The 23,902-nt window shown below is 75.1% G+C and carries 23 protein-coding genes, 1 tRNA gene and 1 pseudogene; 10 read left to right on the forward strand and 15 right to left on the reverse strand.

From position 1 onward, the window contains the following. Positions 1 to 97 precede the first annotated feature (97 nt). The gene (locus OG994_RS01120; protein WP_120330422.1) at positions 98 to 877 is read right to left on the reverse strand and encodes an AraC family transcriptional regulator; all 780 of its coding nucleotides are present in this window, start codon (positions 875 to 877) and stop codon (positions 98 to 100) included. 88 nt (positions 878 to 965) lie between these two features. Between OG994_RS01120 and OG994_RS01125 the strand changes: the two genes are divergently transcribed. From OG994_RS01125 to OG994_RS01150, 6 genes and pseudogenes are all read left to right on the forward strand, one after another. Then, a complete protein-coding gene (locus OG994_RS01125; RefSeq protein ID WP_328851927.1) occupies positions 966 to 2,420 on the forward strand; it encodes an MFS transporter in 1,455 nt (484 codons plus the stop codon). A 33-nt stretch (positions 2,421 to 2,453) separates the two neighbouring features. After that, the gene (locus OG994_RS01130) at positions 2,454 to 2,933 is read left to right on the forward strand and encodes a MarR family winged helix-turn-helix transcriptional regulator (RefSeq protein ID WP_328851928.1); all 480 of its coding nucleotides are present in this window, start codon (positions 2,454 to 2,456) and stop codon (positions 2,931 to 2,933) included. Between the two features lie 318 nt (positions 2,934 to 3,251). Continuing rightward, positions 3,252 to 5,702 (forward strand): annotated as a pseudogene (locus OG994_RS01135) (thiamine pyrophosphate-dependent enzyme); the annotation flags it as partial. 112 nt (positions 5,703 to 5,814) lie between these two features. Next, positions 5,815 to 6,252: a DUF3052 domain-containing protein gene (locus tag OG994_RS01140; RefSeq protein WP_328851929.1), complete on the forward strand. Its 438-nt coding sequence runs from the start codon at positions 5,815 to 5,817 to the stop codon at positions 6,250 to 6,252. A 107-nt stretch (positions 6,253 to 6,359) separates the two neighbouring features. Further along, a complete protein-coding gene (locus tag OG994_RS01145; protein ID WP_120330373.1) occupies positions 6,360 to 6,824 on the forward strand; it encodes a peroxiredoxin in 465 nt (154 codons plus the stop codon). Between the two features lie 81 nt (positions 6,825 to 6,905). Continuing rightward, positions 6,906 to 6,977, forward strand: a tRNA-Val gene (locus tag OG994_RS01150). Positions 6,978 to 7,151: 174 nt separating this feature from the next. Here OG994_RS01150 and OG994_RS01155 read toward each other — a convergent pair. From OG994_RS01155 to OG994_RS01180, 6 genes are all read right to left on the reverse strand, one after another. Next, a complete protein-coding gene (locus OG994_RS01155; protein WP_328851930.1) occupies positions 7,152 to 8,675 on the reverse strand; it encodes an FAD-dependent oxidoreductase in 1,524 nt (507 codons plus the stop codon). A 36-nt stretch (positions 8,676 to 8,711) separates the two neighbouring features. Then, positions 8,712 to 8,858 (reverse strand): hypothetical protein, encoded by a 147-nt coding sequence (locus tag OG994_RS01160; RefSeq protein WP_328851931.1) that lies wholly within the window; start codon positions 8,856 to 8,858, stop codon positions 8,712 to 8,714. 149 nt (positions 8,859 to 9,007) lie between these two features. After that, positions 9,008 to 9,424, reverse strand: a complete 417-nt coding sequence (locus OG994_RS01165) for an arsenate reductase ArsC (RefSeq protein WP_328851932.1) — start codon at positions 9,422 to 9,424, stop codon at positions 9,008 to 9,010. Further along, positions 9,421 to 10,173: an MIP/aquaporin family protein gene (locus tag OG994_RS01170; RefSeq protein WP_328851933.1), complete on the reverse strand. Its 753-nt coding sequence runs from the start codon at positions 10,171 to 10,173 to the stop codon at positions 9,421 to 9,423. Before OG994_RS01170 ends, OG994_RS01165 begins: the two co-directional genes overlap by 4 nt. A 59-nt stretch (positions 10,174 to 10,232) precedes the next feature. Further along, positions 10,233 to 10,916: an arsenate reductase/protein-tyrosine-phosphatase family protein gene (locus OG994_RS01175; protein ID WP_328851934.1), complete on the reverse strand. Its 684-nt coding sequence runs from the start codon at positions 10,914 to 10,916 to the stop codon at positions 10,233 to 10,235. A 99-nt stretch (positions 10,917 to 11,015) separates the two neighbouring features. Next, positions 11,016 to 11,954, reverse strand: coding sequence for a helix-turn-helix domain-containing protein (locus OG994_RS01180; protein ID WP_328851935.1), 939 nt, complete (start codon positions 11,952 to 11,954; stop codon positions 11,016 to 11,018). A gap of 95 nt (positions 11,955 to 12,049) precedes the next feature. Between OG994_RS01180 and OG994_RS01185 the strand changes: the two genes are divergently transcribed. Beyond that, complete coding sequence (locus OG994_RS01185; protein WP_328851936.1) at positions 12,050 to 13,105, forward strand: saccharopine dehydrogenase family protein; 1,056 nt, start codon at positions 12,050 to 12,052, stop codon at positions 13,103 to 13,105. A 95-nt stretch (positions 13,106 to 13,200) separates the two neighbouring features. On the opposite strand, the gene OG994_RS01190 is transcribed toward OG994_RS01185, so the two are convergent. The 4 genes from OG994_RS01190 to OG994_RS01205 all read right to left on the reverse strand — a co-directional run bounded on the left by OG994_RS01190 (position 13,201) and on the right by OG994_RS01205 (position 18,008). After that, positions 13,201 to 13,731, reverse strand: coding sequence for a DUF4396 domain-containing protein (locus tag OG994_RS01190; RefSeq protein WP_120330380.1), 531 nt, complete (start codon positions 13,729 to 13,731; stop codon positions 13,201 to 13,203). A gap of 44 nt (positions 13,732 to 13,775) precedes the next feature. After that, positions 13,776 to 15,002: an epoxide hydrolase family protein gene (locus OG994_RS01195; RefSeq protein WP_328851937.1), complete on the reverse strand. Its 1,227-nt coding sequence runs from the start codon at positions 15,000 to 15,002 to the stop codon at positions 13,776 to 13,778. Positions 15,003 to 15,233: 231 nt separating this feature from the next. Further along, positions 15,234 to 16,037: an endonuclease/exonuclease/phosphatase family protein gene (locus tag OG994_RS01200; protein WP_328851938.1), complete on the reverse strand. Its 804-nt coding sequence runs from the start codon at positions 16,035 to 16,037 to the stop codon at positions 15,234 to 15,236. A 57-nt stretch (positions 16,038 to 16,094) separates the two neighbouring features. After that, positions 16,095 to 18,008, reverse strand: a complete 1,914-nt coding sequence (locus tag OG994_RS01205) for a transketolase (RefSeq protein WP_328851939.1) — start codon at positions 18,006 to 18,008, stop codon at positions 16,095 to 16,097. A 164-nt stretch (positions 18,009 to 18,172) separates the two neighbouring features. Between OG994_RS01205 and OG994_RS01210 the strand changes: the two genes are divergently transcribed. Beyond that, positions 18,173 to 18,964 carry an alpha/beta fold hydrolase gene (locus OG994_RS01210; RefSeq protein ID WP_328851940.1) on the forward strand — a complete coding sequence of 264 codons (792 nt, stop codon included), beginning with the start codon at positions 18,173 to 18,175 and terminating at the stop codon, positions 18,962 to 18,964. 14 nt (positions 18,965 to 18,978) lie between these two features. On the opposite strand, the gene OG994_RS01215 is transcribed toward OG994_RS01210, so the two are convergent. Beyond that, on the reverse strand, positions 18,979 to 19,722 hold the full coding sequence (locus tag OG994_RS01215) for an SDR family oxidoreductase (protein WP_328851941.1): 744 nt from the start codon (positions 19,720 to 19,722) through the stop codon (positions 18,979 to 18,981). 102 nt (positions 19,723 to 19,824) lie between these two features. Further along, a complete protein-coding gene (locus OG994_RS01220) occupies positions 19,825 to 20,760 on the reverse strand; it encodes a phosphotransferase (RefSeq protein ID WP_328851942.1) in 936 nt (311 codons plus the stop codon). A 208-nt stretch (positions 20,761 to 20,968) separates the two neighbouring features. On the opposite strand from OG994_RS01220, the gene OG994_RS01225 reads away from it, so the two are divergent. Next, positions 20,969 to 22,111, forward strand: coding sequence for a polysaccharide pyruvyl transferase family protein (locus OG994_RS01225; RefSeq protein WP_120330386.1), 1,143 nt, complete (start codon positions 20,969 to 20,971; stop codon positions 22,109 to 22,111). 41 nt (positions 22,112 to 22,152) lie between these two features. Here the strand turns inward: OG994_RS01225 and OG994_RS01230 are convergent, their stop codons facing one another. Then, positions 22,153 to 22,359 (reverse strand): hypothetical protein, encoded by a 207-nt coding sequence (locus tag OG994_RS01230; RefSeq protein ID WP_120330387.1) that lies wholly within the window; start codon positions 22,357 to 22,359, stop codon positions 22,153 to 22,155. An 81-nt stretch (positions 22,360 to 22,440) separates the two neighbouring features. Between OG994_RS01230 and OG994_RS01235 the strand changes: the two genes are divergently transcribed. After that, positions 22,441 to 22,962: a DinB family protein gene (locus OG994_RS01235; RefSeq protein ID WP_120330388.1), complete on the forward strand. Its 522-nt coding sequence runs from the start codon at positions 22,441 to 22,443 to the stop codon at positions 22,960 to 22,962. Positions 22,963 to 22,971: 9 nt separating this feature from the next. Here OG994_RS01235 and OG994_RS01240 read toward each other — a convergent pair whose 3' ends face one another. Continuing rightward, entirely contained in the window at positions 22,972 to 23,844 is an 873-nt protein-coding gene (locus OG994_RS01240) for a carbohydrate kinase family protein (RefSeq protein WP_328851943.1), read from the reverse strand. Positions 23,845 to 23,902 lie beyond the last annotated feature (58 nt).

Consider the following 23,902-nt stretch of genomic DNA (forward strand, 5'->3'; position numbering starts at 1 on the left):
TTGTGCCGACCGGGGAAGCGTCGCGACCACGGGTGACCGGAAGGTGGCCGACGGGCTCCCTGCCGTCGACTTCTGTCCGACAAGGACGCCGGGGCCGTCAGGCGGGCCGCAGCAGGCGGCGCAGTTCGCCCGGGGTGTGCCCGACGTGGGCGCGGACCGTCCGGGTCAGGTGCGCCTGGTCGGCGAAACCCAGCTCCGCCGCCACGGCGGCCGGGCCCGCTCCCGCCGCCAGCAGGTCCAGCGCCCGGCCCACGCGCAGCCGGTTGCGGTAGCGGGTCAGCGGCACCCCGAGCAGGGCCTGGAACGACCGGCTCAACCGGTACGGCGACACGCCCAGCGCGCGGGCCAGCGGTAGCAGGCCGCCCGCCTCCGGGCCGCCGTCGTGCAGCGCCGCGCGGGCCGCCTCGACCAGCCGGCGATCGCGATCCGGCGCGCCCGGCGCCGGGGCGGCGGCCACCCCGACCAGGCGGACCAGCCGCTCGGCGGCGGCGAAGTCCGGGTCGGGGCGGGCGGCCGCGGCCAGCAGCAGCCGGTGCGCCAGGTCGATCCGGGCGTCCAGGTGCACGACGGCCGGCGCCGGCCGCTGCGCGAACAGGTCCCGCCACAGCCGGGCCGACAGGTGTACGGAGGTGCACTCGTCACCGCCGGCGGGGTGGGCGAACCGCTGCTCCTCACCGGGCACCGCCAGGTAGCCGAGCGTCGGGTCGACGAACTCCGCGCCACCGCGACCGAGCCGGCGGAAGCCGCCGCGCCGGGGGAGCACCATCTCGTACGTCCGGCTCGGCTCGGGTGCCGACCAGCCGGTGTGGTCGTCGCGGCAGCTGACCGCCTGGACCCGGAAGTCCGGGTGGCGGGCGAGGATGACGGCCGTCCGCATGACCGCCAGCGTAGGCGGCGACGCGCCGCCGGGCCGGCCGCAAGGATCGTCAAGACCGGAGCGGCGGCGCGGCGGCAGGGTGGCGGCCATGAGCGAACCGAACCGGCGGGCGGCGCTGCTCGCCGTCGTACTGGCCGGCCAGGCGATGGCCTCCATGGACACGTCGATCGCGGCGGTGGCCGCCCCGGCCGTCCGGGCCGACCTGGCCGGGCCTCCAGCGCTGGCCCAGCTCGTGCTCGCCGCCTACACGCTCTCCTTCGCCGTGCTCGTGGTGACCGGCGCGCGGCTGGGCGCCCGCCACGGCTACGGGCGGGTCTTCCTCGTCGGCCTCGCCGGATTCACGGCCGCGTCGCTGGCGTGCGGCCTCGCCCCCGGCCCGTACGCCCTGGTGCTGGCCCGGATCGCGCAGGGCGCGGCCGGCGCGCTCATGGTGCCGCAGGTGCTCTCCCTCATCCAGTCGCGGCTCACCGGCGCGGCCCGGGCCCGCGCGCTCGGCGCGTACGCCATGGTGCTGGCCCTCGGCGTGGCCGCCGGGCAGGTGGCCGGCGGCCTGCTCGTGACCCTCGACCTCGCCGGGCTCACGTGGCGTACGGCGTTCCTCGTCAACGTGCCGGTCGGGCTGGTGCTGCTGCCGGTCGGCCGGCGGGTGCTGGGCGGCGGCGCGCCGGCCGCCCGGGAGCGGGAGCGGCTCGACCTGGCCGGCGTGGTGTTGCTGTCGGCGGCGATGCTGGCCCTCGTGCTGCCGCTGGTGCTCGGCCGCGACCTGGCCTGGCCGCTCGGGTGGCGGGTGGCGCCGGCCGCCGCGGGCGCCGCCGGGCTCGCCCTCTTCCTGCGGTACGAGGGGCGGCTGGCCCGGCGGGGCGGCGCACCCCTGCTCGACGTGACGGTGCTCGCCCGCCCGGGGGTGCCCACCGGGCTGCTGACGGCCTGCGTCGTGATGGGGTGCTACGCCGGCTTCCTGTTCACCCTCACGCTGCGGCTCCAGGACGGCCTCGGGTTCAGCGCGCTGGCCGCCGGGCTGGCCTTCCTGCCGTACGCGGTCGGGTTCGCCCTCTGCGGCCTGGTCGTGCCGCGCCTGCCGGTGCGGCTGCGGGACGCGCTGCCGCTCGCCGGCCCCCCGGTGCTCGCGGCGGTGGTCGCGGCGACCGCGTTGCTCTGGTCGCACCGCTGGCCCGCCCTGCCCGGCGGCGCGCTGCTGCTGGTGGGCGGGGCGGCGCACGCGGCGTCGTTCAGCCCGCTGGTCACGCGCCTGGCCGCCACGGTGCCGGCGGCCTCCGCGGCCGCCCTCTCCGCGCTGGTCTCCACCGGCACGCTGCTGGCCTCCGTGCTCGGTGTGGCGGGCCTCGGCGGGCTCCACCTGAGCCTCCCGCTGGCGGTGGCGCCCGCCGCGACCGTCCTCGTGCTCCTCGCCGGCGCCGGCGCCGCCGCGGCCTCCCGCCGGGCGTCCCCGCCGGCCGGGATCCCACCGGCTGGCCGACCGTCGGTGCCGAGGCCGCCCGATCGTCCGGGCCGGTCGTCGCGGGCGGTCCGTCCGGGAAGGTGATCAACTCACTCTTTCCGCACGTAGACTCGACGCATGAGCCCGTACGCCCCACCGGCCGTCGAACCCCCGCCGGGCGACCGCCCGGGGCTGGCGGGTGACGCCATACGCCGGCTCGTGCACGTCGCCTCCGCCATCCGTCACGAGCAGGACGTCGAGATCGCCGATCTGGGCCTCACCCCGGCCGTCGCCCGCGCGCTGCACGAGCTCGACCCGGACCGGCCGCTGCCGGCCCGCGACCTCGCGGAGCAGTTGCGGTGCGACCGGTCCAACGTGACGGCGCTCGTCGACAAGCTGGAGCAGGCCGGCCTGGTGCAGCGCCGGGTCGACCCCACCGACCGCCGGCAGAAGACCCTGGTGGTCACCGAGGCCGGACGCCGGATGCGGCAGCGGGTCCACGAGGTGATGTCCGACTCCCGGCTGCTCGACCGGCTCACGACCGGCGAGCTGGCCGTGCTGCGCGAGCTGGTGTGGAAGGTCTCCGACGGCGGCCACCCGCAGGACTGCGGGGCGTAGGGGCACCGCCCGGGCGGTGTGTGTCCGGGTGGGCGTTGCGGGCGTGCGTCGGTAATGCTGTCGGACGTGACCACCCCGCACGATCTCGACGACCGGTTCCGGGAGACCCTCGCTGCCCTGGGCGCGCCGCGGCGACGCCGTGACCCGGCCGGCCCGGTCACCGACGGCGCGGCGCTGACCGGCGCGCAGGCCCTCGACCTCTTCGACGCGCAGGTCACCAGCCGGCAGCTGGACCTCGCGGCGCGGTGGCTGCGCAGCTTCGGCGAGGGCTTCTACACCATCGGCTCCGCCGGCCACGAGAGCAACGCCCTGGTGGCCGCCGTCCTGCGACCCACCGATCCGGCCCTGCTGCACTACCGCTCCGGCGCGTTCTACTGCGTCCGCTCGGCGCAGGCGGCCGGGTTCGTTCCCGGTGGCGGCGTCGCACCGGCCGGCGAGGCGGGGGGACCGGTCGCCGAGCGCGCCGCCGGACCGGTCGCCGAGCCTGTCGAGGGACCGGTTGGCCATGGCGCCGCCGGACCGGCCATCCAGGCGGAAGGAGCCGATCGGGCCGTCGCCCCGGCCGGTGACGGTGCCGAGGGGCCGGCCGCCGATGGTGCCGACGGGCCGGACGGTGATGGTGCCGAGGGGGTGGCCGTCCCGGACCGCGACGCCGCCCCGGCCACCCCGGGCGAGGACGCCCCGGTCCAGGCGACCCCCGACGGGCCGGGCCCGTCCGACGCCGGCCCGGTCGCCGCCGGCGCCTCCGATGCCGCAGCCGCCGGCGCCTCCGACGACGTGGCCGTGGCGGTCCAGCGCCCCTGGCCGTACGCCGAGGCCGCCCGGGACGTCCTGCGCGGCGTGGTCGCATCGTCCCGCGAGCCGATCGCCGGGGGGCGGCACAAGGTCTTCGGCCACCCCGACCTGGCCGTCGTGCCGACCACCTCCACCATCGCCTCGCACCTGCCCCGGGCCGTCGGCATGGGGCTCGCCATCGAGGGGCGGCGCCGGCTGGAGACCCGCCGGGCCGGGGGTGGGGTGCGGCTCGGCGAGGGTGACCTGCCGGCCGCCCCCTGGCCGCCGGACTCGATCGTGGTCTGCTCGTTCGGCGACGCCTCGATCAACCACGCGAGCGCCACCGCCGCGCTCAACACGGCCGGCTGGTACGACCACACGGGCCTGCGCATCCCGGTGCTGTTCGTCTGCGAGGACAACGGCCTCGGCATCAGCGTCCGCTCGCCGCAGGGCTGGGTGGAGACGGCCCTGCGGTCCAGGCCGGGGATCCGCTACTTCGCCGCCGACGGCAGCGACCCGGCGCAGGCGTACGCGGCGGCCGGCGAGGCGGCCGAGTGGGTGCGCCGGCACCGCCGCCCGGCGGTGCTGCACCTGCGTACGGTCCGGCTGATGGGGCACGCGGGCGCGGACGCCGAGACGGCGTACCGCAGCCCCGCCGAGATCGGCGCGGACCTGGAGCGGGATCCGGTGGCCGCCACCGCCCGGCTGCTGGTCGAGGCGGGCGTGGCGAGCGGTGAGGAGCTGGTGGCCCGGTACGACGACATCGGCTGGCGGGTGCGCCAGGTGGCCGAGGAGGTCATCGGGGAGCCGAAGCTCGCCGACGCGGCCGAGGTGGTCGCGCCGCTGGCGCCCCGCCGGCCGGTACGCGTCGCCCGGGCGGTGGCCGAGGCGGGCGCCCGCGCGGCCGGTCCCGGTGCCGCGGCGCGGGCCGAGGCGTTCGGCGGCAAGCCGCCGGAGCTGGCCGGCCCGCTCACCCTGGCGCAGAGCATCAACGCGGCGCTCACCGACGGGATGCTCGACCACCCCGAGATGGCGGTGTTCGGCGAGGACGTGGCCGCCAAGGGCGGCGTGTACGGGGTGACGAAGGGGCTGCGGGACCGGTTCGGGCCGGCCCGGGTCTTCGACACGCTGCTCGACGAGACGTCGGTGCTCGGGCTCGGGCTGGGAGCCGGGCTGGCCGGGATGCTCCCGGTGCCGGAGATCCAGTACCTGGCGTACCTGCACAACGCCGAGGACCAGGTGCGCGGCGAGGCGGCCACGATGCGGTTCTTCTCGCAGGGGGCGTACCGAAACCCCATGGTGGTGCGCATCGCCGGCCTCGCGTACCAGGAGGGCTTCGGCGGGCACTTCCACAACGACAACTCGGTGGCCGTGCTCCGGGACGTTCCCGGCCTGGTCATCGCGGTGCCGGCGCGGCCGGACGACGCCGCGCCGATGCTGCGGACCTGCCTGGCCAGCGCCGCCGTGGACGGCAGCGTCTGCGTGTTCCTGGAGCCGATCGCGCTCTACCACACCCGCGACCTGTACGCCGACGGCGACGGCGAGTGGTCGGCCCCCTACGCCGAGCCGGGGGCGTGGGCGAGCGCCCACGTGCCGATCGGTCGCGCCCGGGTCTACGGGGTGGGCTCGGCCGAGGACCTCACGATCATCACCTTTGGTAACGGCGTACGCCTGTCGCTGCGGGCGGCGGCCGCGCTCGCCGACGAGGGCGTCGGCACCCGCGTGGTGGACCTGCGCTGGCTCGCGCCCCTGCCCGTGGCGGACATCATCCGGGAGGCGTCGGCGACCGGCCGGGTGCTGGTGGTGGACGAGACCCGCCGGTCCGGCGGGGTGGGCGAGGGCGTGATCGCCGCACTGGTCGATGCCGGATATGTCGGTGCGGCGCGGCGGGTTGCCGGAGTTGACTCGTTTGTACCATTAGGTCCGGCCGCGCGTCAGGTTCTGGTCTCGGAGGATGCCATTACCCAGGGTGCCCGTACGCTCCTGGCACGGTAAATTCCGTTCCACCCGGTGCGCCACTTGCGCGGGGGGCCACAACTGTGTGGACTTTGCCTGACGGCGTCGAGCAGGCGCCGCGAGCAGGGACGAGATGAGGAGGCACGCGACAGTGAGCGCGACCGCAGGTCAGGCCGCCGACGGGGTACGCAGCCTGGCGGACCGGTTCGGGATCGAACCGGGGATGGTCGTCATGGAGATGGGGTACGACGACGACGTCGACCACGACCTCCGCGACGCCCTGACTGACCGCTGTGGGGAGCTGGTCGACGAGGACACCGACGAGGTGGTCGACGCGGTGCTGGTCTGGTACCGCGACGGCGACGGTGACCTCTTCGAACTCCTCGTCGACGCCCTCGGCCCGCTGGCCGACAACGGAGTCGTGTGGCTGCTGACGCCCAAGGCGGGGCGTGAGGGGCACGTGGAGCCCAGCGAGATCGCCGAGTCGGCCCCGACCGCCGGGCTCCAGCAGACCTCGACGGTCAACGCCGGCCGGGACTGGAGTGCGGCCCGCCTCGTCCTGCGCCGCGGGGCCAAGAGCAAGAAGTAGGCCGGCCGCCGCACCCGTCGTGGGCGGCAGCCGTCCGCTCGCCCAGCGGACGCCACCGCCGGGCGGGCACGGTAGCGCCGTCCCGACCCCCTTCGAGGAGTTTCCGCATGCCCATCGAGGTTGGCGCGCAGGCGCCGGACTTCGTGCTGAAGGACCAGAACAACCAGGAGGTCCGCCTCTCGGACTTCCGGGGCAGGCGGAACGTGCTGCTGGTGTTCTACCCGCTCGCCTTCACCGGCGTCTGCCAGGGCGAGCTGAGCGACATCCGGGACAACCTCGACGAGTACGCCAACGACCGCGTCCAGGTGCTCACGGTCAGCGTCGACTCGGTCTACAGCCACAAGGTGTGGGCCGACCGCGAGGGCTACCGGTTCCCGATGCTCGCCGACTTCTGGCCGCACGGCGCGGTCGCCCAGGCGTACGGCGTCTTCAACGAGGCCGCCGGTGTCGCGAACCGCGGCACGTTCGTGATCGACAAGGGCGGTGTCGTCCGGTACGCCGAGATGAACCTGCCGGGGGAGGCCCGCGACCAGCTGGCCTGGCGAAAGGCGCTCGCCGAGCTGGCCGACTGATCCCCACCGGGCATGCCGTGCCACCGGGCCGGCGGCCAGCAGGTAAGCTTGCCAGCCACCGGCCCGCCGCACGGGCGTTCCGGGCGCGTAGCTCAGTGGGAGAGCACTCGCCTTACAAGCGAGGGGTCGCAGGTTCGAAACCTGCCGCGCCCACAAAACCAGCCCTCACCTGCGGAAACGCCGCTGCCAGCCAGGACGTTCCGGTGCTTGGCCGCTCGCCGAGCACTCGCCTGTGCGATGCGGTCACGGCGGACCCCGGCGATCGCGCCGCGGGTCCTCTCCCCGGCGCTGCTCCGGGTCGGTGCGAGTGCCCCCGGGGTGTTGGTCTCAGCCGCAGCAGTTGCCGCCGGCGGTGGGCAGGGTGACCAGCCGGAAACGTGAGCCGTCGGCGGTGGCCGGCGGGGCGTCGAACTGGTCGCCGGCAAGTGCGGCCAGTTGGAGAGCGACGCCCGGATCGATGCCGAGCTCCTCCGCCGCGGCGCGGGTCGCGTCGGCGACTGATCCCGCGGCGGGGAGGTGTCGCAGCGCGGAGGAGATGAGCTGGGCGGGCACCTCGGCGGGCAGACCGAAGCGGGCGGCGGCCTCGTCGAACAGGGACCTGGCGCCGAGGGTCGCGCTGCACACCCCGGTTTCGGGAAGGTCGAGCCGGACGTCGCGGGCGGCGCTCCAGTCGCCGGCCAGGGCGGCAACGATCGAGCGGACCTGCTCGTAGCCGGTGGCCATGAGGAACGTCGGGGCGCGCCCGTAGCTCTTCATGCCGACCGCGTAGTAGCCGGGCTCCGGCTGGGTCAGCTCGTCGATCCCGTGTGGTCGGACCGTTCCGCAGGAGTGCTCGTTCGGGTCGATCAGCGGCGCCAGGGCACGCGTGCAGCCGAGCACCGGGTCCAGGTCGAGGCGTAGTTCGCTGGCGATGGTGTGGTCGGGGCGGAAGCCGGTGGCCGAGACGACGCGATCGGCGGTCACGGTGCGGCCGTCACCGGCGACCAGCTCCACGGTGCCGGCCCCGGGCCGTACGGCGGTGACGGCGAATCCCGTGAGCAGGGTGACCTGCCCGGTGTCGACGAGCAGCTTGAGACCCATCCCGAGGGCGCCGCGGGCCGGCAGGGCGTCGGCCTCACCGCCGCCCAGGGCCCGGTCGATCGCGCTACCGCGCACCACCCAGGTGACCCGGGTGCCCGGTGCCTGCTCGACGAGTTGGGCGAGGGCGAGCAGCGTGTTGGCGGCGGAGTGGCCGGCACCCACCACGACGGTGTGCCGGCCGGCGTAGGCGTCGCGGTCGGTGCCCAGGACGTCGGGCAGGGCGTGGTCGACGAAGGCGGCGGCCTGGTCCTCGCCGTGGGCGGGCAGGCCGTTCGCGCCCAACACGTTCGGCGTCCGCCAGGTGCCGGAGGCGTCGATGACGGCGCGCGCGAGGATCTCCTCGCCACCGGCGAGCCGGGCGACGAACGGCGCCTGCTCGCGGCCGGCGGTGCGGACCCGGTCGACGCCGACGCGGCCCAGCGCGGTGACCCGCGCGCCGTAGCGCACACGCGGGGCCAGGGCGGGCAGCTCCGCGAGCGGTCGAAGGTAGCCCTCGACCAGCTCGGCGCCCGTGGGAAGCTGCTCGTCGTCCGGGGCGGGCCAGCCGGCGGCGTCCAGCAGGCGGCGGGCGGCGGCGTCGACGTTGTAGCGCCAGGGGGAGAACAGCCGGATGTGGCCCCACTGGCCGACGGACGCGCCCGCCTGCTCGCCGGCCTCCACGACGGTGAAGGGCAGTCCGCGCTCGTGCAGGTGGGCGGCGGCGGCGAGGCCCACCGGCCCGGCGCCGATGACGAGTACGGGCAGCTCGTCGACGGAAGTCAGCTCGTCCATGGTCGATCTCTCTCCTCGCGGGCGACGTTTCACGGATCAGCGGATGAACGACGTGGCGGCGAGCACGCTCGTGCGGGTGCGCTCGCGTCGGGCGTCAGCGCGGCACTGGCTGGTGCAGACCTCGCCGCAGCGGTCGGAGAAGGAGACGGTGGGCCGGGAGGGCCGGCGCAGGCGGGCGAACACTCAGATCACCTCTGTCTAGACAGATATCTAACCAGGCACAAGCCTGCCCTCTGATTCGACAGGCGTCAAGTTAGATGCACGTCGAGGCAGGAGGTGATCCCTGACACGCACAGCGGCGGAGAGTCGGCGCGGGCGGCGGGCGCCTCGGGTCAGCGAGCGCGGTCGGCGGGCAGGAGGTCGTCGACGAGGCGCTGCACCCGGTCGCGGATCTCGTCCCGGATCGGCCGTACCGCTTCGACGCTCTTGCCGGCGGGGTCGTCCAGCTTCCAGTCCTCGTACCGCTTGCCGGGGAAGACGGGGCAGGCGTCACCGCAGCCCATGGTGACGATGACGTCCGAGGATTCCGCCGTCTCGTACTCCAGCAGCTTCGGCCGCTGGTTGCCGATGTCGATGCCGACCTCGCGCATGGCCTCGACGGCGGCGGGATTGACCTGGTCGCCGGGTGCGGAGCCGGCGGAGCGGACCTCGACGGCGTCGCCGGCGAGGTGACGCAGCCAGCCGGCGGCCATCTGGGAGCGGCCGGCGTTGTGGACGCAGACGAACAGGACGCTGGGCTTGTCGCTCATGACGTGCCTTCCGGGTTGTCCAGGTGGTGGGGACGGTCGGCGGGTACGACCACCTGGTCCGCGGCCTCGCCGGCGTCGGGGTAGAGCGCGGCGAGCAGGCTCGCGCCGGCGGCGAGGCCGACGAGCTGCGCCAGGACGAAGCCGGGCACCGAGCCGGGGGCGATGCCGGCGAAGGTGTCGGTGAACGCCCGGCCGATCGTGACGGCCGGGTTGGCGAACGACGTGGACGAGGTGAACCAGTAGGCAGCCCCGATGTAGGCGCCGACGGCGGCGGGCGCGACCAGGGCTCGGCCGGAACGGGCGAGGGCGAAGACCAGCAGGATCAGACCGGTGGTGGCGACGACCTCGCCGAGCCACAGGTGCCCCGCCGACCGGTCCGTGCGGGAGAGGTCCACGGCGGGGAGGTCGAACATCAGGTTCGCCAGCGCCGACCCGGCGACCGCGCCCAGAACCTGGGCGGCGACGTATCCGCCCAGGTCGCGGAGGGTCAGGCCGGTGCCGGCGCGGCGGCCGAGGAGCCAGTCGGCGGCGGAGACGACGGGGTTGAGGTGGGCGCCGGAGACCGGGCCGAAGATCAGGATCAGCGCGCCGAGGGCGAACGCGGTGGCGACGGAGTTCGCCAGCAGTTGCAGACCGACGTCGCCGGGGGAGAGGGTCGCGGCCATGATGCCGGAGCCGACCACGGCGGTGACCAGCAGCGCGGTACCGGTGAACTCGGCCAGCAGGCGCCGCCGGAGTGTGACCGTCATCAGCTCGTCCTCTCCCCGTGCCCGGGAGGCCCGCACGGCACCCACACGATCCGGGGCTCTCATCGGGCGCCTCCCACCGTGGCGGGAGCGAGGCGGTCGACGCGCTCGGCGAGGTCGGCGTAGGCCGCCTCGAACGCATCGTCGGTGCCGACGCGCACCGGGTCCGGCACGGACCAGTGCAGGCGGGGTCGGACCGGTCCGGTCAGTTCCTCGTGGGCGTTGTCGCAGACGGCGATGACGAGGTCGTCGTCGTGGACGACGTCCTCGACGTGGGCGGTGCCGGTCGGCTCGAGGTGGAGCCCGTGACGGCGGGCCACGGCGAGAGCGCGGGGATGGACCCGTGGGGCCGGCTTCGTTCCGGCCGAGGCGGCGTCGCCCCTCGTACGCCGTCGCCACAGCGCCGCGGCCAGTTGTGAGCGGGCGGAGTTGTGGGTGCAGACGAAGACCACCCGACCCGCGCGGGCCGGTGGCGGCGGCGTGAGGGTGGCCAGTGCGGCCGGCCGGAGGCGGAGGTAGGTGCGCCGCCGGTCGCCCTCGGACCGGCGGCGCAGGACGAGGCCGGCTTCGGTGAGCACCTTGACGTGGTGGGCGACCAGGTTCGTCGGCATGTCGAGGGTCTGCGCGATCTCTCCCGGCGAGGCGTCGCCCAGGGTCAGCGCGTCCACGATCGCCAGGCGCGCGGGGTCGCCGAGCGCGGCGTGGATCCGGGCACGCGCGGCGAGGGGAGAAAGATCAGCCGTCATTGACTCAACTATCGTTGAGCTAACGTGACCTGTCAAACACGGCCGGTCGGGTCGCGGCTCCCACGCGTCGGCCGGCCGCCGGCCACGATCTGGCGAGGGTCAGGCGCTGCGGAAGGTGCGGCGGTAGGCGTCGGGGGGTACGCCGACCGTGCGGTTGAAGTGCCGGCGCAGCGTCGTGGCGGTCCCCATACCGGCCGCCTGCGCGATGACGTCGATGCTGTCGTCGGTGTTCTCCAGCAGTTCCTGCGCCCGGCGGATCCGTTGGGTCGACAACCACTGCAGCGGTGTCGTGCCGGTCACCGACCTGAAGTGGCGGGCCAGGTTGCGCGAGCTCATGTTCGCCTGGCGGGCCAGGTGCTCCACGGTCAGCGGCCGGTCGAGCCGTTCCATGACCCAGGGGAACAGGTCGGCGAGGGGATGGTCGTCGCGGGCGGGCACCGGGGTGGAGACGAACTGGGCCTGGCCACCGGCGCGGTGCGGTGGCACCACCAGTCGGCGGGCGACGGCGTTGGCGACCGTCGAGCCGTGGTCGCGGCGGATCAGGTGCAGGCACAGGTCGAGCGCGGCGGCCTTGCCGGCCGAGGCGAGGACGTTGCCGTTGTCGACGTAGAGCACGTCCGGGTCGACCGTCACCCGGGGATAGCGGGCGGCCAGCGCCTCGGTGTGGGCCCAGTGGGTGGTGGCGCGCAGCCCGTCCAGCACGCCGGCGGCGGCCAGCACGAACGCGCCGGTGCACAGCGAGACCATCCGGGCGCCCGCCTCGTGGGCCGCGCGGACGGCGTCGAGCAGGTCGGCGGGCACGTCCGCGTCGATGTCCTCGACGGACGGGACGATCACGGTGTCGGCGCGCGCGAGCCGGTCCAACCCGTCGTCGGGCTCGACGGCGAACCTGCCGACCCGGACCGGACCCGGGCCGCAGACCACGAGGTCGTACCAGGGGTCCGCCAGGCCGGAGGGGTCCCGGACGAAGACCTCGCAGGCCATGGCGAGCTCGAAGTGCAGCATCCCGTCGGTGGCGGCGAGCGCGACAGTGGCCATGTCCGAAACTGTACGGGACATGGCGTTCCCGACACTGGTCCGGTCCTGCCGTCGCTGGGAGGCTCTCCTCAGTCGATCTTTCGAGAGGAAGTCAGATGGAATCGGGTCAGGTCGTGGCGGTGTTCGGCGCGTACGGACACACCGGGCGGTTCGTGGTCACGGAGTTGCGCGACCGCGGGTTCGTCCCGCTCCTCGTCGGCCGCGACGCCGGCAAGCTCCGGGCGCTGGCGGCGTCGCATCCGGGGCTCGAACACCGGGTGGCGTCGGTCGACGACCCGGCCTCGCTCGACGAGGCGTTGCGGGGCGCGGCGGCCGTCGTCAACTGCGCCGGCCCGTTCGCCTCGACCGCGGCCCCCGTGATCGAGGCCGCCCTGCGCGCCCGGATCCCGTACGTCGACGTGGCGGCCGAGATCGAGGCCAACATCGACACGTTCCGGCACTTCACCGACCGCGCCCGGTCCGCGGGCGTCGCGGTGGTCCCGGCGATGGCCTTCTACGGCGGGCTCGGCGACCTGCTGGTCACCACGGCGATGGGCGACTGGACGTCGGCCGACGAGGCACACGTCGCGTACGGGTTGAGCAGCTGGCACCCCACGGCCGGGACCCTCGCCTCCGGCACCGTCTCCCGGGACCGGCGCGACGGCCGGCGGGTCCGCTACACCGGTGGCCGGCTGGAGTACTACGACGGCGAGGGCGGCCTGCCGACGCTGGACTGGGACTTCCCCGCTCCGCTGGGCCGCCGGACGGTCCTCGCCGAGTTCACGATGGCCGACGTCGTGACCGTCCCCAGCCACCTGTCCATCCCCCAGGTGCGCACGTACATGACCACCGACGCCGCCCGGGACCTGGCCGCCGCGGACGCACCCGCGCCGGTCGACGAGCGCGGGCGCTCGGCGCAGACGTTCGTCGTCGACGTCGTCGTGCGCTCCGGCGACACGCGACGACGCGTCGTCGCGAGCGGCCAGGACATCTACGCCGTCAGCGCGCCGCTGGCGGTGGAGGCGGTGCATCGCGTCCTCACCGGCCGGACGAGGACGAGCGGGGTCGCCTCCGCCGGCGAGATCTTCGACGCGCCGGACTTCCTCCGCGCCCTGTCCGCGCACCTCTCGGTCACACCCCGCCACGAGTCCCGCGTGCCGCAGGCCGTCTGACCAGCGGCAGGGGCGGCCCGGACCGGCGCCGGGCGAGGCTGGCGCGAGTCCGGCGCGAGTCGAGCCCGGCGCGAGTCGAGCGGGGGTGACGCCGGTCAGTGGTGGTGGCGATGGGCCACGGCGTGACCCTTGCCGCGGCGGATCATCGCCCGGTTGACCGGCACGGCCACCACGAACGCCACCGCCAGGGCCACGGCCAGCGACACCCAGAACAGCCACGAGGTCAGGCCGGCGTCCATCGCCCCCGGAATGACCAGCACGATCAGGTTGTCGACGATCTCCATGACGGCGATGGAGACGGTGTCGGCGGCGAGCGCGATGCCGACGGCCGCACCGATCGCCAGGCCGGAGCGGAGCACCGGGATGATCGTCAGGCTGTACCCGAACACGAACGCCAACGCGATGGCGATCACGATGGTGGGCAGGTTCGACCAGCCCAGCGCGGTGCCGATGACCAGACCGAGGATCTCGCCGGCGGCGCAGCCGGTCAGGCAGTGCGTCGTCGCGGAGACGGCGAGCCGGTTCAGCTCACCTCGGCCCTGCGGGCTGCCCGGGTCGACGTCGTGCCGGCCGTGTCCCTGATGCTCGGCACGGCCCTCGGTGTGGTGAGCGGTGTGATCGTCCATGCGCTGGCCGGGGCGCGGCTCCGGTGCGGGTTGACGGGACGCCCCTAGCGGAGCGACCGGAAGCCGGCCCGGACCTCCTCGCAGAAGAGTTGCGGCTGCTCCCAGGCCGCGAAGTGGCCGCCGCGGTCGAGCCGGTTGTAGTGGATGAGGTTCGGGTACGCCCGCTCCGCCCAGCTGCGCGGGGCCTGGTAGAGCTCGTCGGGGAAGACGCTCACGGCGACCGGGACGGAGACGCCCTTCACGACCAGGAAGGAGTACGCGTTCGCGGCGTAGAGGCGCGCCGCCGAGATCGCGGTGTTCGTCAGCCAGTAGAGCGTGATGTTGTCGAGGACGTCGTCCCTCGTGAGCCCCGTGGGTCGTCCCGCGAAGGTCTCGGAGATCAGCTTCAGACTGGCCGCGTCATGGTCGATCATGAACGCCGCCAGGCCGACCGGTGAGTCCGTGAGCCCGGTCAGCGTCTGCGGGCGGGTGCCCATGATGAGGGCGTAGGCGGCGTGCTTCCAGAAGAAGTCGAGCTGCTCGCAGGCTCGCCGTTCCTCGCCGGAGAGGTCCGGGGGCAGCGAGCCGAGAGCATTGTTCACGCCGGTGATGTCGGACTGGACGAGGTTGTCGATCTCGGGCGGCACCGTGCCGGGCATGTTCGTGTGGATGCCGAGCAGCTCGGGAGGCGCCTGCACGCCCATCAGCTCCGTGACGAGCGCGCCCCAGTCGCCGCCCTGCGCCACGAACCGCGTGTACCCCAGGCGCGTCATCAGCTCCGTCCAGGCGCGGGCGATGCGGTCCGGACCCCAGTCGGCCGTGGACGGCTTGCCGGAGAAGCCGTAACCGGGCAGGGACGGGATCACCAGGTGGAAGGCGTCCGAGGCGTCCGCACCGTGTGCCGTGGGATCCGTGAGCGGCCCGATGATCTTCATCTGTTCGATCACCGATCCGGGCCACCCGTGCGTGACGATGAGCGGCAGCGCGTCCTCGTGCCGGGACCGGACGTGGACGAAGTGGATGTCCAGCCCGTCGATCTCGGTGACGAACTGCGGCAGGGCGTTCAGCCTCGCCTCGACGGCGCGCCAGTCGTACTCCTGCTCCCAGTAGCGGGCGAGCGCCTGGATCGTGGCGAGCGGGACGCCCTGCGACTGGTCGGCGACGGTCTCCTTCTCGGGCCACCGGGTGGCCGCGACGCGTGCGCGCAGCGCCTCCAGGTCCGCCTCCGGGATCTCCACGGTGAACGGCCGGATGTCGGCCACGCGCGGCCGCGCTTGCGTCCTGACAGCCACGGTGGGCCACCCTTCCTGCCTGGTGAGGGCATCTTCACGGTGCCGCCGGACGGGTGCCGGTCGGCGGAACGACGGGGCCCTGTGCCGAGCGTAGAACGCGCCACCGGGGGTCGCGGCCCATACGGAGAATCCCTCACGGCCGGTGATCGACTCGGCCCGCCCGGTCGTCGGGCCACCGCCGGGGCCCGGCGGGCCGACCCCGTCACCCGTCGGCCGGGCGGCGCGCCCGTCTCACGGCTCCAGTTCGGCCACCACGGCGAAGTGGTCGGACGGGTACCGCCCGCCGACGGGGTGGTCACCGGCCAGGTAAGCCCGCCGTACGGTGACGACCCCGCCGGGACGGCCGGGGCGGGCCAGGACGTGGTCGATGCGGCGGTCGATCTGCTTCGTCGCCTCCAGGGGCGCCTCGGGTACGGCGGAGCTGAGCGTGACGGCGGCCGGGTCACCGCCGCCCGCGGTCCACGTGTCGACCATGACGTCGCGCAGCGGCCGCAGGTCCGGCTGGTCGAACGCGGCGTTGAGGTCGCCGACCAGCAGCACCGGGAGGTCCCCGTCCAGCCGCGGATCGGCGGCGAGCGCCGCGAGGGCGTTGCTCTGGGCCAGCTGGTCGGCCGCGAACGCGGGCTCCCACTCGATGCACGCCACGACGACCCGCAGCGGCCCGGCCGGGTGGTCGAGCGTGGCCAGCAGCGCGGTCGGCGGCGGGCCACCCCGCTGCGGGTGGGGCAGCTCGTGCACCTCGGTGGCCACGATGGGCCACCGGCTCAGCAGGCCGATCCCCACCTCGATGCCGGCCTGGGACGGCTCCTCGGGCGGGTCGGGCGCCGGTGGCAGCGAGGTCGGCGCGAACGCGGCAGCCATGCCGCCGAGCCGGTCGGCCAGCAGGTGCGCCTGCGTCGTGCCGTCGCCGGCCCACACCTCCACCAGCCCGGCGACGTCCGGCCGGACCCGTTCGAGCGTCGCCACGATGCCGGCCTCGCGCTCGCGCCACGCGCCGCCGAACCGCCACCACAGGTTCCAGGTCATCACGCGCATGACCGACCCTAAGCGGATCCGCGGCGCGCCGCCCGGTGGCGAGCGGTCCGGCGCTCGTCAGCCGCGGACGAGCTGCCGGGCGGCCGACGCGATGTGGTCGGCGTCGATGCCCGCCCAGGCGAGCAACTCCTTGCTCGACCCGGAGCCCGGCATCCCGCGTACGGCGAGGTGGACCAGCGACGGCGTGGCCCGGCCGCCGGCGATGAGGCTGTCCTTCACGGCGGAGCCGAGGCCGCCCTCGGGATGGTGGTCCTCGGCCACCACGATCCGCCCGGTGGCGGCGGCCGCGTCGGCGATCGTGGCGTCGTCGATCGGCTTGACCGAGTAGCAGTCGATGACCCGCGCCCGGATCCCCTCGCCCGCGAGGGCGTCCGCCGCCGCGAGGCACGCGTGCAGTGTGACGCCCGCGCCGATCAGCGTCACCGCGTCCTCGTCGGAGGAGCGCAGCACCTTGCAGCCGCCGACGGGGAAGCTCTCGCCGTCGGCGTAGAGCACCGGGTACTTGCCGCGGGTGGTGCGCAGGTAGCTGATCCCGGGCAGCGTGGCCATGGCGTCGGTGAGGGCCACGGTGCTGGTGGCGTCGCTCGGGTACAGCACCGTCGAGCCGTGCACGGCACGCATCATGGCCAGGTCCTCGAGACCCATCTGGGACGGGCCGTCGGGGCCGATCTCGACGCCCGCGTGGGAGCCGACCAGGCACAGGTCCACCCCGGACACGGCGCCCATCCGGATGAAGTCGTACGCCCGGGTGAGGAACGCCGCGAACGTCGACGCGAACGGACGGTAGCCGCGTACCGCCAGGCCGGTCGCCGCGGCGACCATCTGCTGCTCGGCGATGAACATCTCGAAGTACCGGTCGGGGTGGGCGCGGGCGAACTCGAAGGCGTACGTCGAGTTGCTGACCTCGCCGTCGAGCGCCACCACGCGCGGGTTCCGCGCGCCGAGGACGACCAGCGCGTCCCCGTACGCCTTGCGGGTGGGCACGGCGGCGCCCAGGTCGTACCGGGCGGGGGTGGGCGGCTCGGTCGGTTCCGTGGTGACGGGGCGGGCCGCCACGTCGCTCGTGGGACGGGAGCCGTCGGTGGGGGCGGCCGTGGGCCGCGGCCCCCGTACGGTGAGGTGCCGCTCGCCGCCCAGCTCGCGGACGGCCCGCTCGGCCATGTCCGGCGGGAACGGTTTGCCGTGCCAGTCGTTGCTGTCCTCGACCTCGCGGAAGCCGCGCCCCTTCACGGTGCGGGCCAGGATCACCGTGGGCCGCTCGTCGGCCGGGTCCTGCGCGGCGGCCATGGCGTCGTCCACGGCGGCCAGGTCGTGACCGTCGACGACCAGCGCGCGGGCGCCGAACGCCTCGGCCCGCCGGGCGTACGCGTCGACGTCCCAGCCCAGGTCGGTGGGGCCGCGCTGGCCGAGCCGGTTCACGTCGACGAGCGTGACGAGGTTTGCCAGCCGGTAGTAGGAGGCCTTGTCGAGCGCCTCCCAGATCGAGCCCTCGGCGAGTTCGCTGTCGCCGCAGAGCACCCACACCCGGTAGGGCAGCTTGTCGAGGTACTTCCCGGCCAGGGCGATCCCGACGCCGTCGGGCAGCCCCTGGCCGAGGGAGCCGGTGGCGACGTCGACCCAGGGCAGCGCCGGTGTCGGGTGGCCCTGGAGGCGCTGCCCGAGCCGCCGGTAGCCGTGCATCAGCTCGTCGTCGGAGATCACGCCGACCGCCTTGAACAGCGCGTACAGCAGCGGGGAGGCGTGCCCCTTGGACAGGATGAGGTGGTCGTTCGCGGGCGAGCGCGGGTCGTCCCAGTCGTAGCGCAGGTGCCGGGTCACCAGCACCGCGAACAGGTCGGCCGCGGACATGCCGGACGTCGGGTGGCCGGACCCGGCGCTGGTGCTGGACCGGACCGAGTCCACCCGGAGCTGCGCGGCCACCTCGGCGGCGGTGTCGAGGCCGATGGCGGCGGTGGGCGCGGTGAGGGTCACGGTGCCTCCTGTGACTGCGCGGGCCGGATGCTGCCGCCGCGCTTACCCCGGACGACCCGGATCAGACCTCGCCCGCCGAGCGTCCGGGACGCGGGCTCGCCATCCTCGCCGAGCCGGCGGCGCGCCCCGCCGGGCCGGTGTTGGATCAGGGCTGGGGGAGGCGCATGGGCTACGCCGACGTGGGTTCGCGGCTGTGGTACGAGTCGCACGGGTCCGGCCGGCCGCTGGTGCTGCTGCACGGCGCCGTCGGGGCCGCGGAGACGTTCGCGCCGCTCCTGCCGGCGCTGACCGCGTGGCACCGCGTGATCGGGGTCGACCTGCCGGGACACGGCCACACCGCCGACACCGGCCGGCCGTTGCGCTACGAGTCGATGGCCGACGACGTGGCCGCGCTGCTGCGCCACCTCGACCTGCCGGGCGCCGACCTGCTCGGCTACTCGCTCGGCGGCGGTGTGGCGCTGCGGGTCGCGATCCAGCATCCGGGGCTGGTCCGCCGGCTGGTGGTGGTCTCGGCGCCCTGCCGGCGCGGCGGCTGGTACCCGGAGGTGCTGGCCGCCATGGCCGGTCACGACGAGCGGACCGCCGAGCGGATGCGGGGCAGCCCGCCGCACCGGCTCTACACCCGGCTCGCGCCCCGGCCCGAGGACTGGCCGCGGCTCTGGGCCCGGTCGGGCGAACTGCTGCGCCACGACTACGACTGGTCGGCCGAGGTCGCGAGGCTGACCGTGCCGACCCTGCTGGTCTTCGCCGACGCCGACTCGGTCCCCACCTCCCACGTGGCCGAGTTCTTCGGGCTGCTCGGCGGCGGCCACCGGGACGCCGGCGGAAACGGTTCCCGTCCGGCGTCCCGACTGGCCGTGCTGCCGGGGCTCACCCATCACGACATCCTGGGCTCCCCGGCCCTGCCGGCCGTGGTGCTTCCGTTCCTCGACCACCCCGTCCCCGGCCCGGGTTGACCCCGCCGGCGGGGTCAGCTCGTGAAGCCGCCGTCCACGTTCACCACGGCGCCGGTCACGTACGCCGCCTCGGGGGCGGCGAGGTGCGCGACGGTCGCCGCGATGTCGGCGGGCCGGGCGTAGCGGCCCAGGGCGGTGAAGCCGGCGACGGCCCCGGCGTTCGGGCCGTGGGCCGGGTTCGCGTCCGTGTCCGTCGGGCCCGGGTTGACCAGGTTCACGGTGATGCCGCGCGGCCCCAGCTCGCGGGCCAGGCCACGGGTGAGCCCGGCCAGGGCCGTCTTGCTCATCGCGTACAGCGCCAGCCCGGGGAACACGGCCCGCTCGCCGACGTTGCTGCCGATGCTGATGATCCGCCCGCCGTCGCCGAGGTGCCGCGCCGCCGCCTGCGCGGCGACGTACGGGCCCCGGACGTTGACGGCGATCGTCCGGTCCCGCTCGTCCGCGTCCACCTCGTCGAGCGCGCCGACCGGGAACACCGCCGCGTTGTTCACGAGGATGTCCAGCCGCCCCAGCTCGGCGGCGGTCCGGTCGACCGCCTCCCGCAGGGCGTCCGGCTCGGCGCTGTCCGCCGGGAACGCGAGGGCCCTCCGGCCCAGCGCCTCGATCTCCTTGACCACCGCCGCGGCCCGGTCGGCGCTGCGCAGGTAGGTGATCGCCACGTCGGCGCCGTCGGTGGCGAGGCGCAGCGCGATGCCCGCCCCGATGCCCCGCGCACCACCGGTGACCAGGGCGACCTTTCCGTCCAGTGTCGTTGTCATGTGTCGATCATGGAAGCGGCGGCCCCGGCCCGTCTGGCGGCGATCGGACGCCGCGTCCCCCACCGAGTGCCAGGTCCGATTCCCGCCGGTCACACCGCGCGGTCAGCGCAGGCGCGCGGCCACCCAGGGGAGCAGGGCGTCGGCCTGGGCCTGCTGGAACGCGCGCACGGTGGGGATCCCCGCGGGCGCGGGGCGCCGGGCCGCGTCGGTGAAGAAGCCGGCCAGACCGGCGTACGCGCCGGTGAGCGCGTCCGGGTCGACGTCCGCGGTGAGCGGCAGCCGACGCAGCAGCGCCTCCGTGTCGTGCCCGCCGTGCAACCGCACGTTGACCAGCAGCAGCGCGGTGTCCAACCAGGCCGGTCCCCGGCACGCCCACGGCCAGTCGACCACGGTGACCGCGCCGGTGGCGTCGACGAGCAGGTTGTCGGCCCGGATGTCCACGTGGCAGAGCGTGTCGCCGGTCAGGGCGGCGATCCCGTACGCGGCGGCGGCCCGCAGCTCGTCCAGGTGCGCCGCGACCCACGGGTCGAGCCGGGCGGGCGGGTCGGCGGCGATCCGCTCCCAGCCGGCGAAGTCGTACCCGAGCGTCTCGGCCGCGGCCGGCGCGTCCGCCACCGGGCTCGGTGTGAGCGCGCCGGCCATCGTCTCGAGGGCCGACAGCACCGCCGCCAGTTCGTCGTCACGCCACGGAGTGACCGGGTGCCGGCCGTCCACGTCGGCGAAGACCAGCGCGACCCAGTCCCCGTCGTCGTGGCAGCCCAGCAGCCGGGGCGCCGGGGCGGACGCCGGAAGGGCCGCGGAGATCCGCGCCTCGGCGCGGTGGAACCGGGGGCTGTCCGGGTTCTGCGCGGGGCTGACGGCCTTCACGAACGCGCGCCGGCCGGTGGCCGTGCGGACGCGGTCGGCGGACCCGGGGGAGTAGCCGCCCGACTGGGACACCGCCTCGACCACCCGGTCGCCGAGGATGCGCTCCACGGCGGAACGGACGTGGTCGGGCAGGTCGGTCCAGCCGATCCGTTGCCTGGTCAGCGTGCTCACGCCGACCACGGTGCGCCGTGCCGGCGCGGCCGGGCAACCCGATTACCGCCCGTCCCGCCCGCCTGTCCCGCGGGCTACCCGTCTGTCCGGGCGGCTGGCCGCCTGTCCCGCCTGGCCGCTGGCGCCGAGGGGCGCTGGGCGGGGCGTCAGGAGTGTTCACCCGTCCAGTGGGAAAACCGCGCCCGACGCACCCGGGGAGGAGCGACGGATGAGGCATGGCGCCGGACTGACCATCGGTGTGCTGGGCTCGTACGGCGGTCGGAACCTCGGTGACGAGGCGATCCTCACCGGTCTTCTGACCGATCTGCGGCAACAGGAGCCGAACGCCCGGATCATCGTCTTCTCCCGCAACCCGGAACACACCCGACGCGCGCACCCGGACGTCGAGGCGGTGCCCTGGGAGGGGGTCAGCCGCACCGACTCCGCGCTCGTGCTGGCCCAGCTCGACCTGCTCATCCTCGGCGGCGGGGGCATCCTCTACGACCGCGAGGCGCGCCGCTACCTGCGGGTCGTCCGGGTCGCCCAGGAGCGCGGCCTGCCGCTCATCACGTACGCGGTGGGTGTCGGGCCGCTCAGCGACGGGGTGGACACCGGCATGGTCCGCGAGACCCTGGCCGGCGCCACGCAGGTGACCGTCCGGGACCAGGAGTCCCGGATGGTGCTGGAGGAGGCCGGACTGGTCAACCCGATCACGGTCACGGCCGACCCGGCGTTCCTGCTGGAGCCGGAGGAGTTCCCCGCCTCCCTGCTGCGGGAGGAGGGGGTCCCGGCCGGCAAGCGCCTCGTGGGGATGAGCGTCCGCGAGCCGGGCCGTGCCGCCGAGCGCCTCGACGTCGACGGCTACCACCGGCTGCTGGCCCAGATCGGCGACTTCCTGGTGCACCGGATCGACGCGTACGTCCTCTTCGTGCCCATGGAGCGCGACGACATCCGGCACTCGCACGGCGTGCTGTCCCACATGATCGCCGCGGAGCGGGGCCGGATCCTGCACGGCACGTACTCGCCCCAGCAGGTGCTCGGCCTCATGCGCCACTTCGACCTGGCGGTCGGCATGCGGCTGCACTTCCTGATCTTCGCCGCGATGGTGGGTACGCCGTTCCTTCCGCTGCCGTACGCCGGCAAGGTCTTCGACCTGGCCCAGCGGCTGGGCGTGCCGGCGCTGCGCGGCGTGGAGCGGGAGGTGGAGGGCCCGCTGCTGTCCGAGGTCGACCGGCTCTGGGACGAGCGGGAGGAGCGCGCCGAGGCCACCGCCCGCCGGGTCGCGCAGGTCTGCGACGAGGCCCGTGGCACGTCCCACGTCACCCGGGCGGTGCTGGAGAGCCTGCGGACCCGCGCGCTCGTCCGCGCCTGACCGGCACGGCGGGCTGAGGCGCCGCCGCCGGCGTCGGCCGGTCAGACGGCCGAGCCGCGCCAGCGGTAGCGCCAGTCGGCGGTCCCGTCGCCGGTGTTCTCCAGCTCGTAGATCTGCGCCTCGACCAGCCCCTGCGGACCGAGGTGGTGGTGGGTGAGCGGCGGGCGGCCGTTGACGTCCAGCTCGACGGTGACGCGCTGCCCGTCGGCCGGGCCGTCCACGAGGGGGATCTCTACCGTTGAGGCCATGGGCCCATCCTGCCCGCCCGGACGGGGCCGCGCAGGGGATAGCGGGCAGCAGCGGGCCGCCCCGCCGACTAGGGTCGGAGGATGGCGACCATCTCGATCGATCCCACTCTCGGGCCCGTGCTGGCGCGTACGGGGGACGAGCGCGCGGTGCTCGACGCCTTCCTCGACTTCCACCGCGCCGTGGTGCTGCGCAAGCTGCGCGGGCTCTCCGACGCCGACGCGGCCCGGCGGCTGGTGCCCTCGGCCACGACGGTCGCCGGCCTGGTCAAGCACCTCACGATGGTGGAGGACAACTGGTTCCCCTGCCTGCTGGCGCCCGGCCCCGGCGACGTCTACCGCACCGACGAGGAGGACGCGGCGGCCAGCTTCGCCCTCGCCGAGGACGACACCGTCGACAGCCTCGCCGCCGGCTACGAGCGGGCGTGCGCGCGCTCCCGGGCGACCGCCGCGCGGTTCGACCTCGACCATGTGGTGCCGCACCCGCAGCTCGGCGAGGTCTCCCTGCGCTGGATCCTGGTGCACATGATCGAGGAGACGGCCCGGCACGCCGGCCACGCCGACATCCTGCGCGAGCTGACGGACGGCAGCACCGGGGCTCTCTGACCGGGCCGCTCAGGCGGTGGGGAGCAGCCCCGGCGGGTACTCCATGCCGTCGTGCGTGCAGGCGGCCGCCGCGACCCGCGCCGCGTACGCCGCCGCGTCGGTGAGCGCGGCGCCGCGCAGCCGGGCGGCGATGAGGCCCGCGGCGAACGCGTCGCCCGCCCCGTTGGTGTCGACGACCGGCGCGGCGGGCACGGCGGCGGGCACCCGGACGGGCGCGCCGCCGCCGGGGTGCAGCTCGGCGCCGTCGGCGCCCCGGGTCACCACGACGTCGCGGGGCGCGAGCCCGGCGGCGACCGCCGCCGCGGCCGGCCCGAGGCGTACGCCGCTGACGAGGACGAGGTCGGCGACGGCGGCGAACGGCCGGTGGTAGGGGTTGTGGCCGTCCCAGTCGTGCAGGTCGGTGCTGACCCGTGCGCCGTCGGCGAGGCCGTCCCGCAGGGTGGGCAGCAGGCCGAGCGTCCAGTCCATGATCGAGAGGTGCACGTGCGCCGCCTCGCGGACCAGCGCGGCCAGGTCCGACGCGCAGAGCGGCGGTGGGCCCTGCCAGGGGCGCGGGTCGTAGAGGGACATCCGCGCCCCGGACGGGTCCACGAGGCTCACGGAGCGGCGGGTGCCCGCCGGGTCGGTCACGAGCACCGGACGCACGCCGGTGCGGGCCAGCGCCGCCCGCACCACGTCGCCGGCCGGGTCGGCGCCGAGCACGTCCACCAGGGCGACCCGCAGCCCGAGCGCGTGGGCCGCGAGAGCCACTCCGGCGCCGGTGTTGCCGATGCGCAGCTCCACGGGGTCGACGGTGAGGGAGTCGGCGGCGGGGAGGGGCAGCGCGGGCACCCGGACGCGGACGTCCACCCCGAGACCGCCGATCACGAGTAGGTCGACCATGGCGACGACGGTAGCCGGCCGGGGCCGCCTATCCTGGGCCCGGGCGTCGACGAGGGGG

Source organism: Micromonospora globbae (assembly GCF_036184225.1).
Lineage (GTDB): Bacteria > Actinomycetota > Actinomycetes > Mycobacteriales > Micromonosporaceae > Micromonospora > Micromonospora globbae.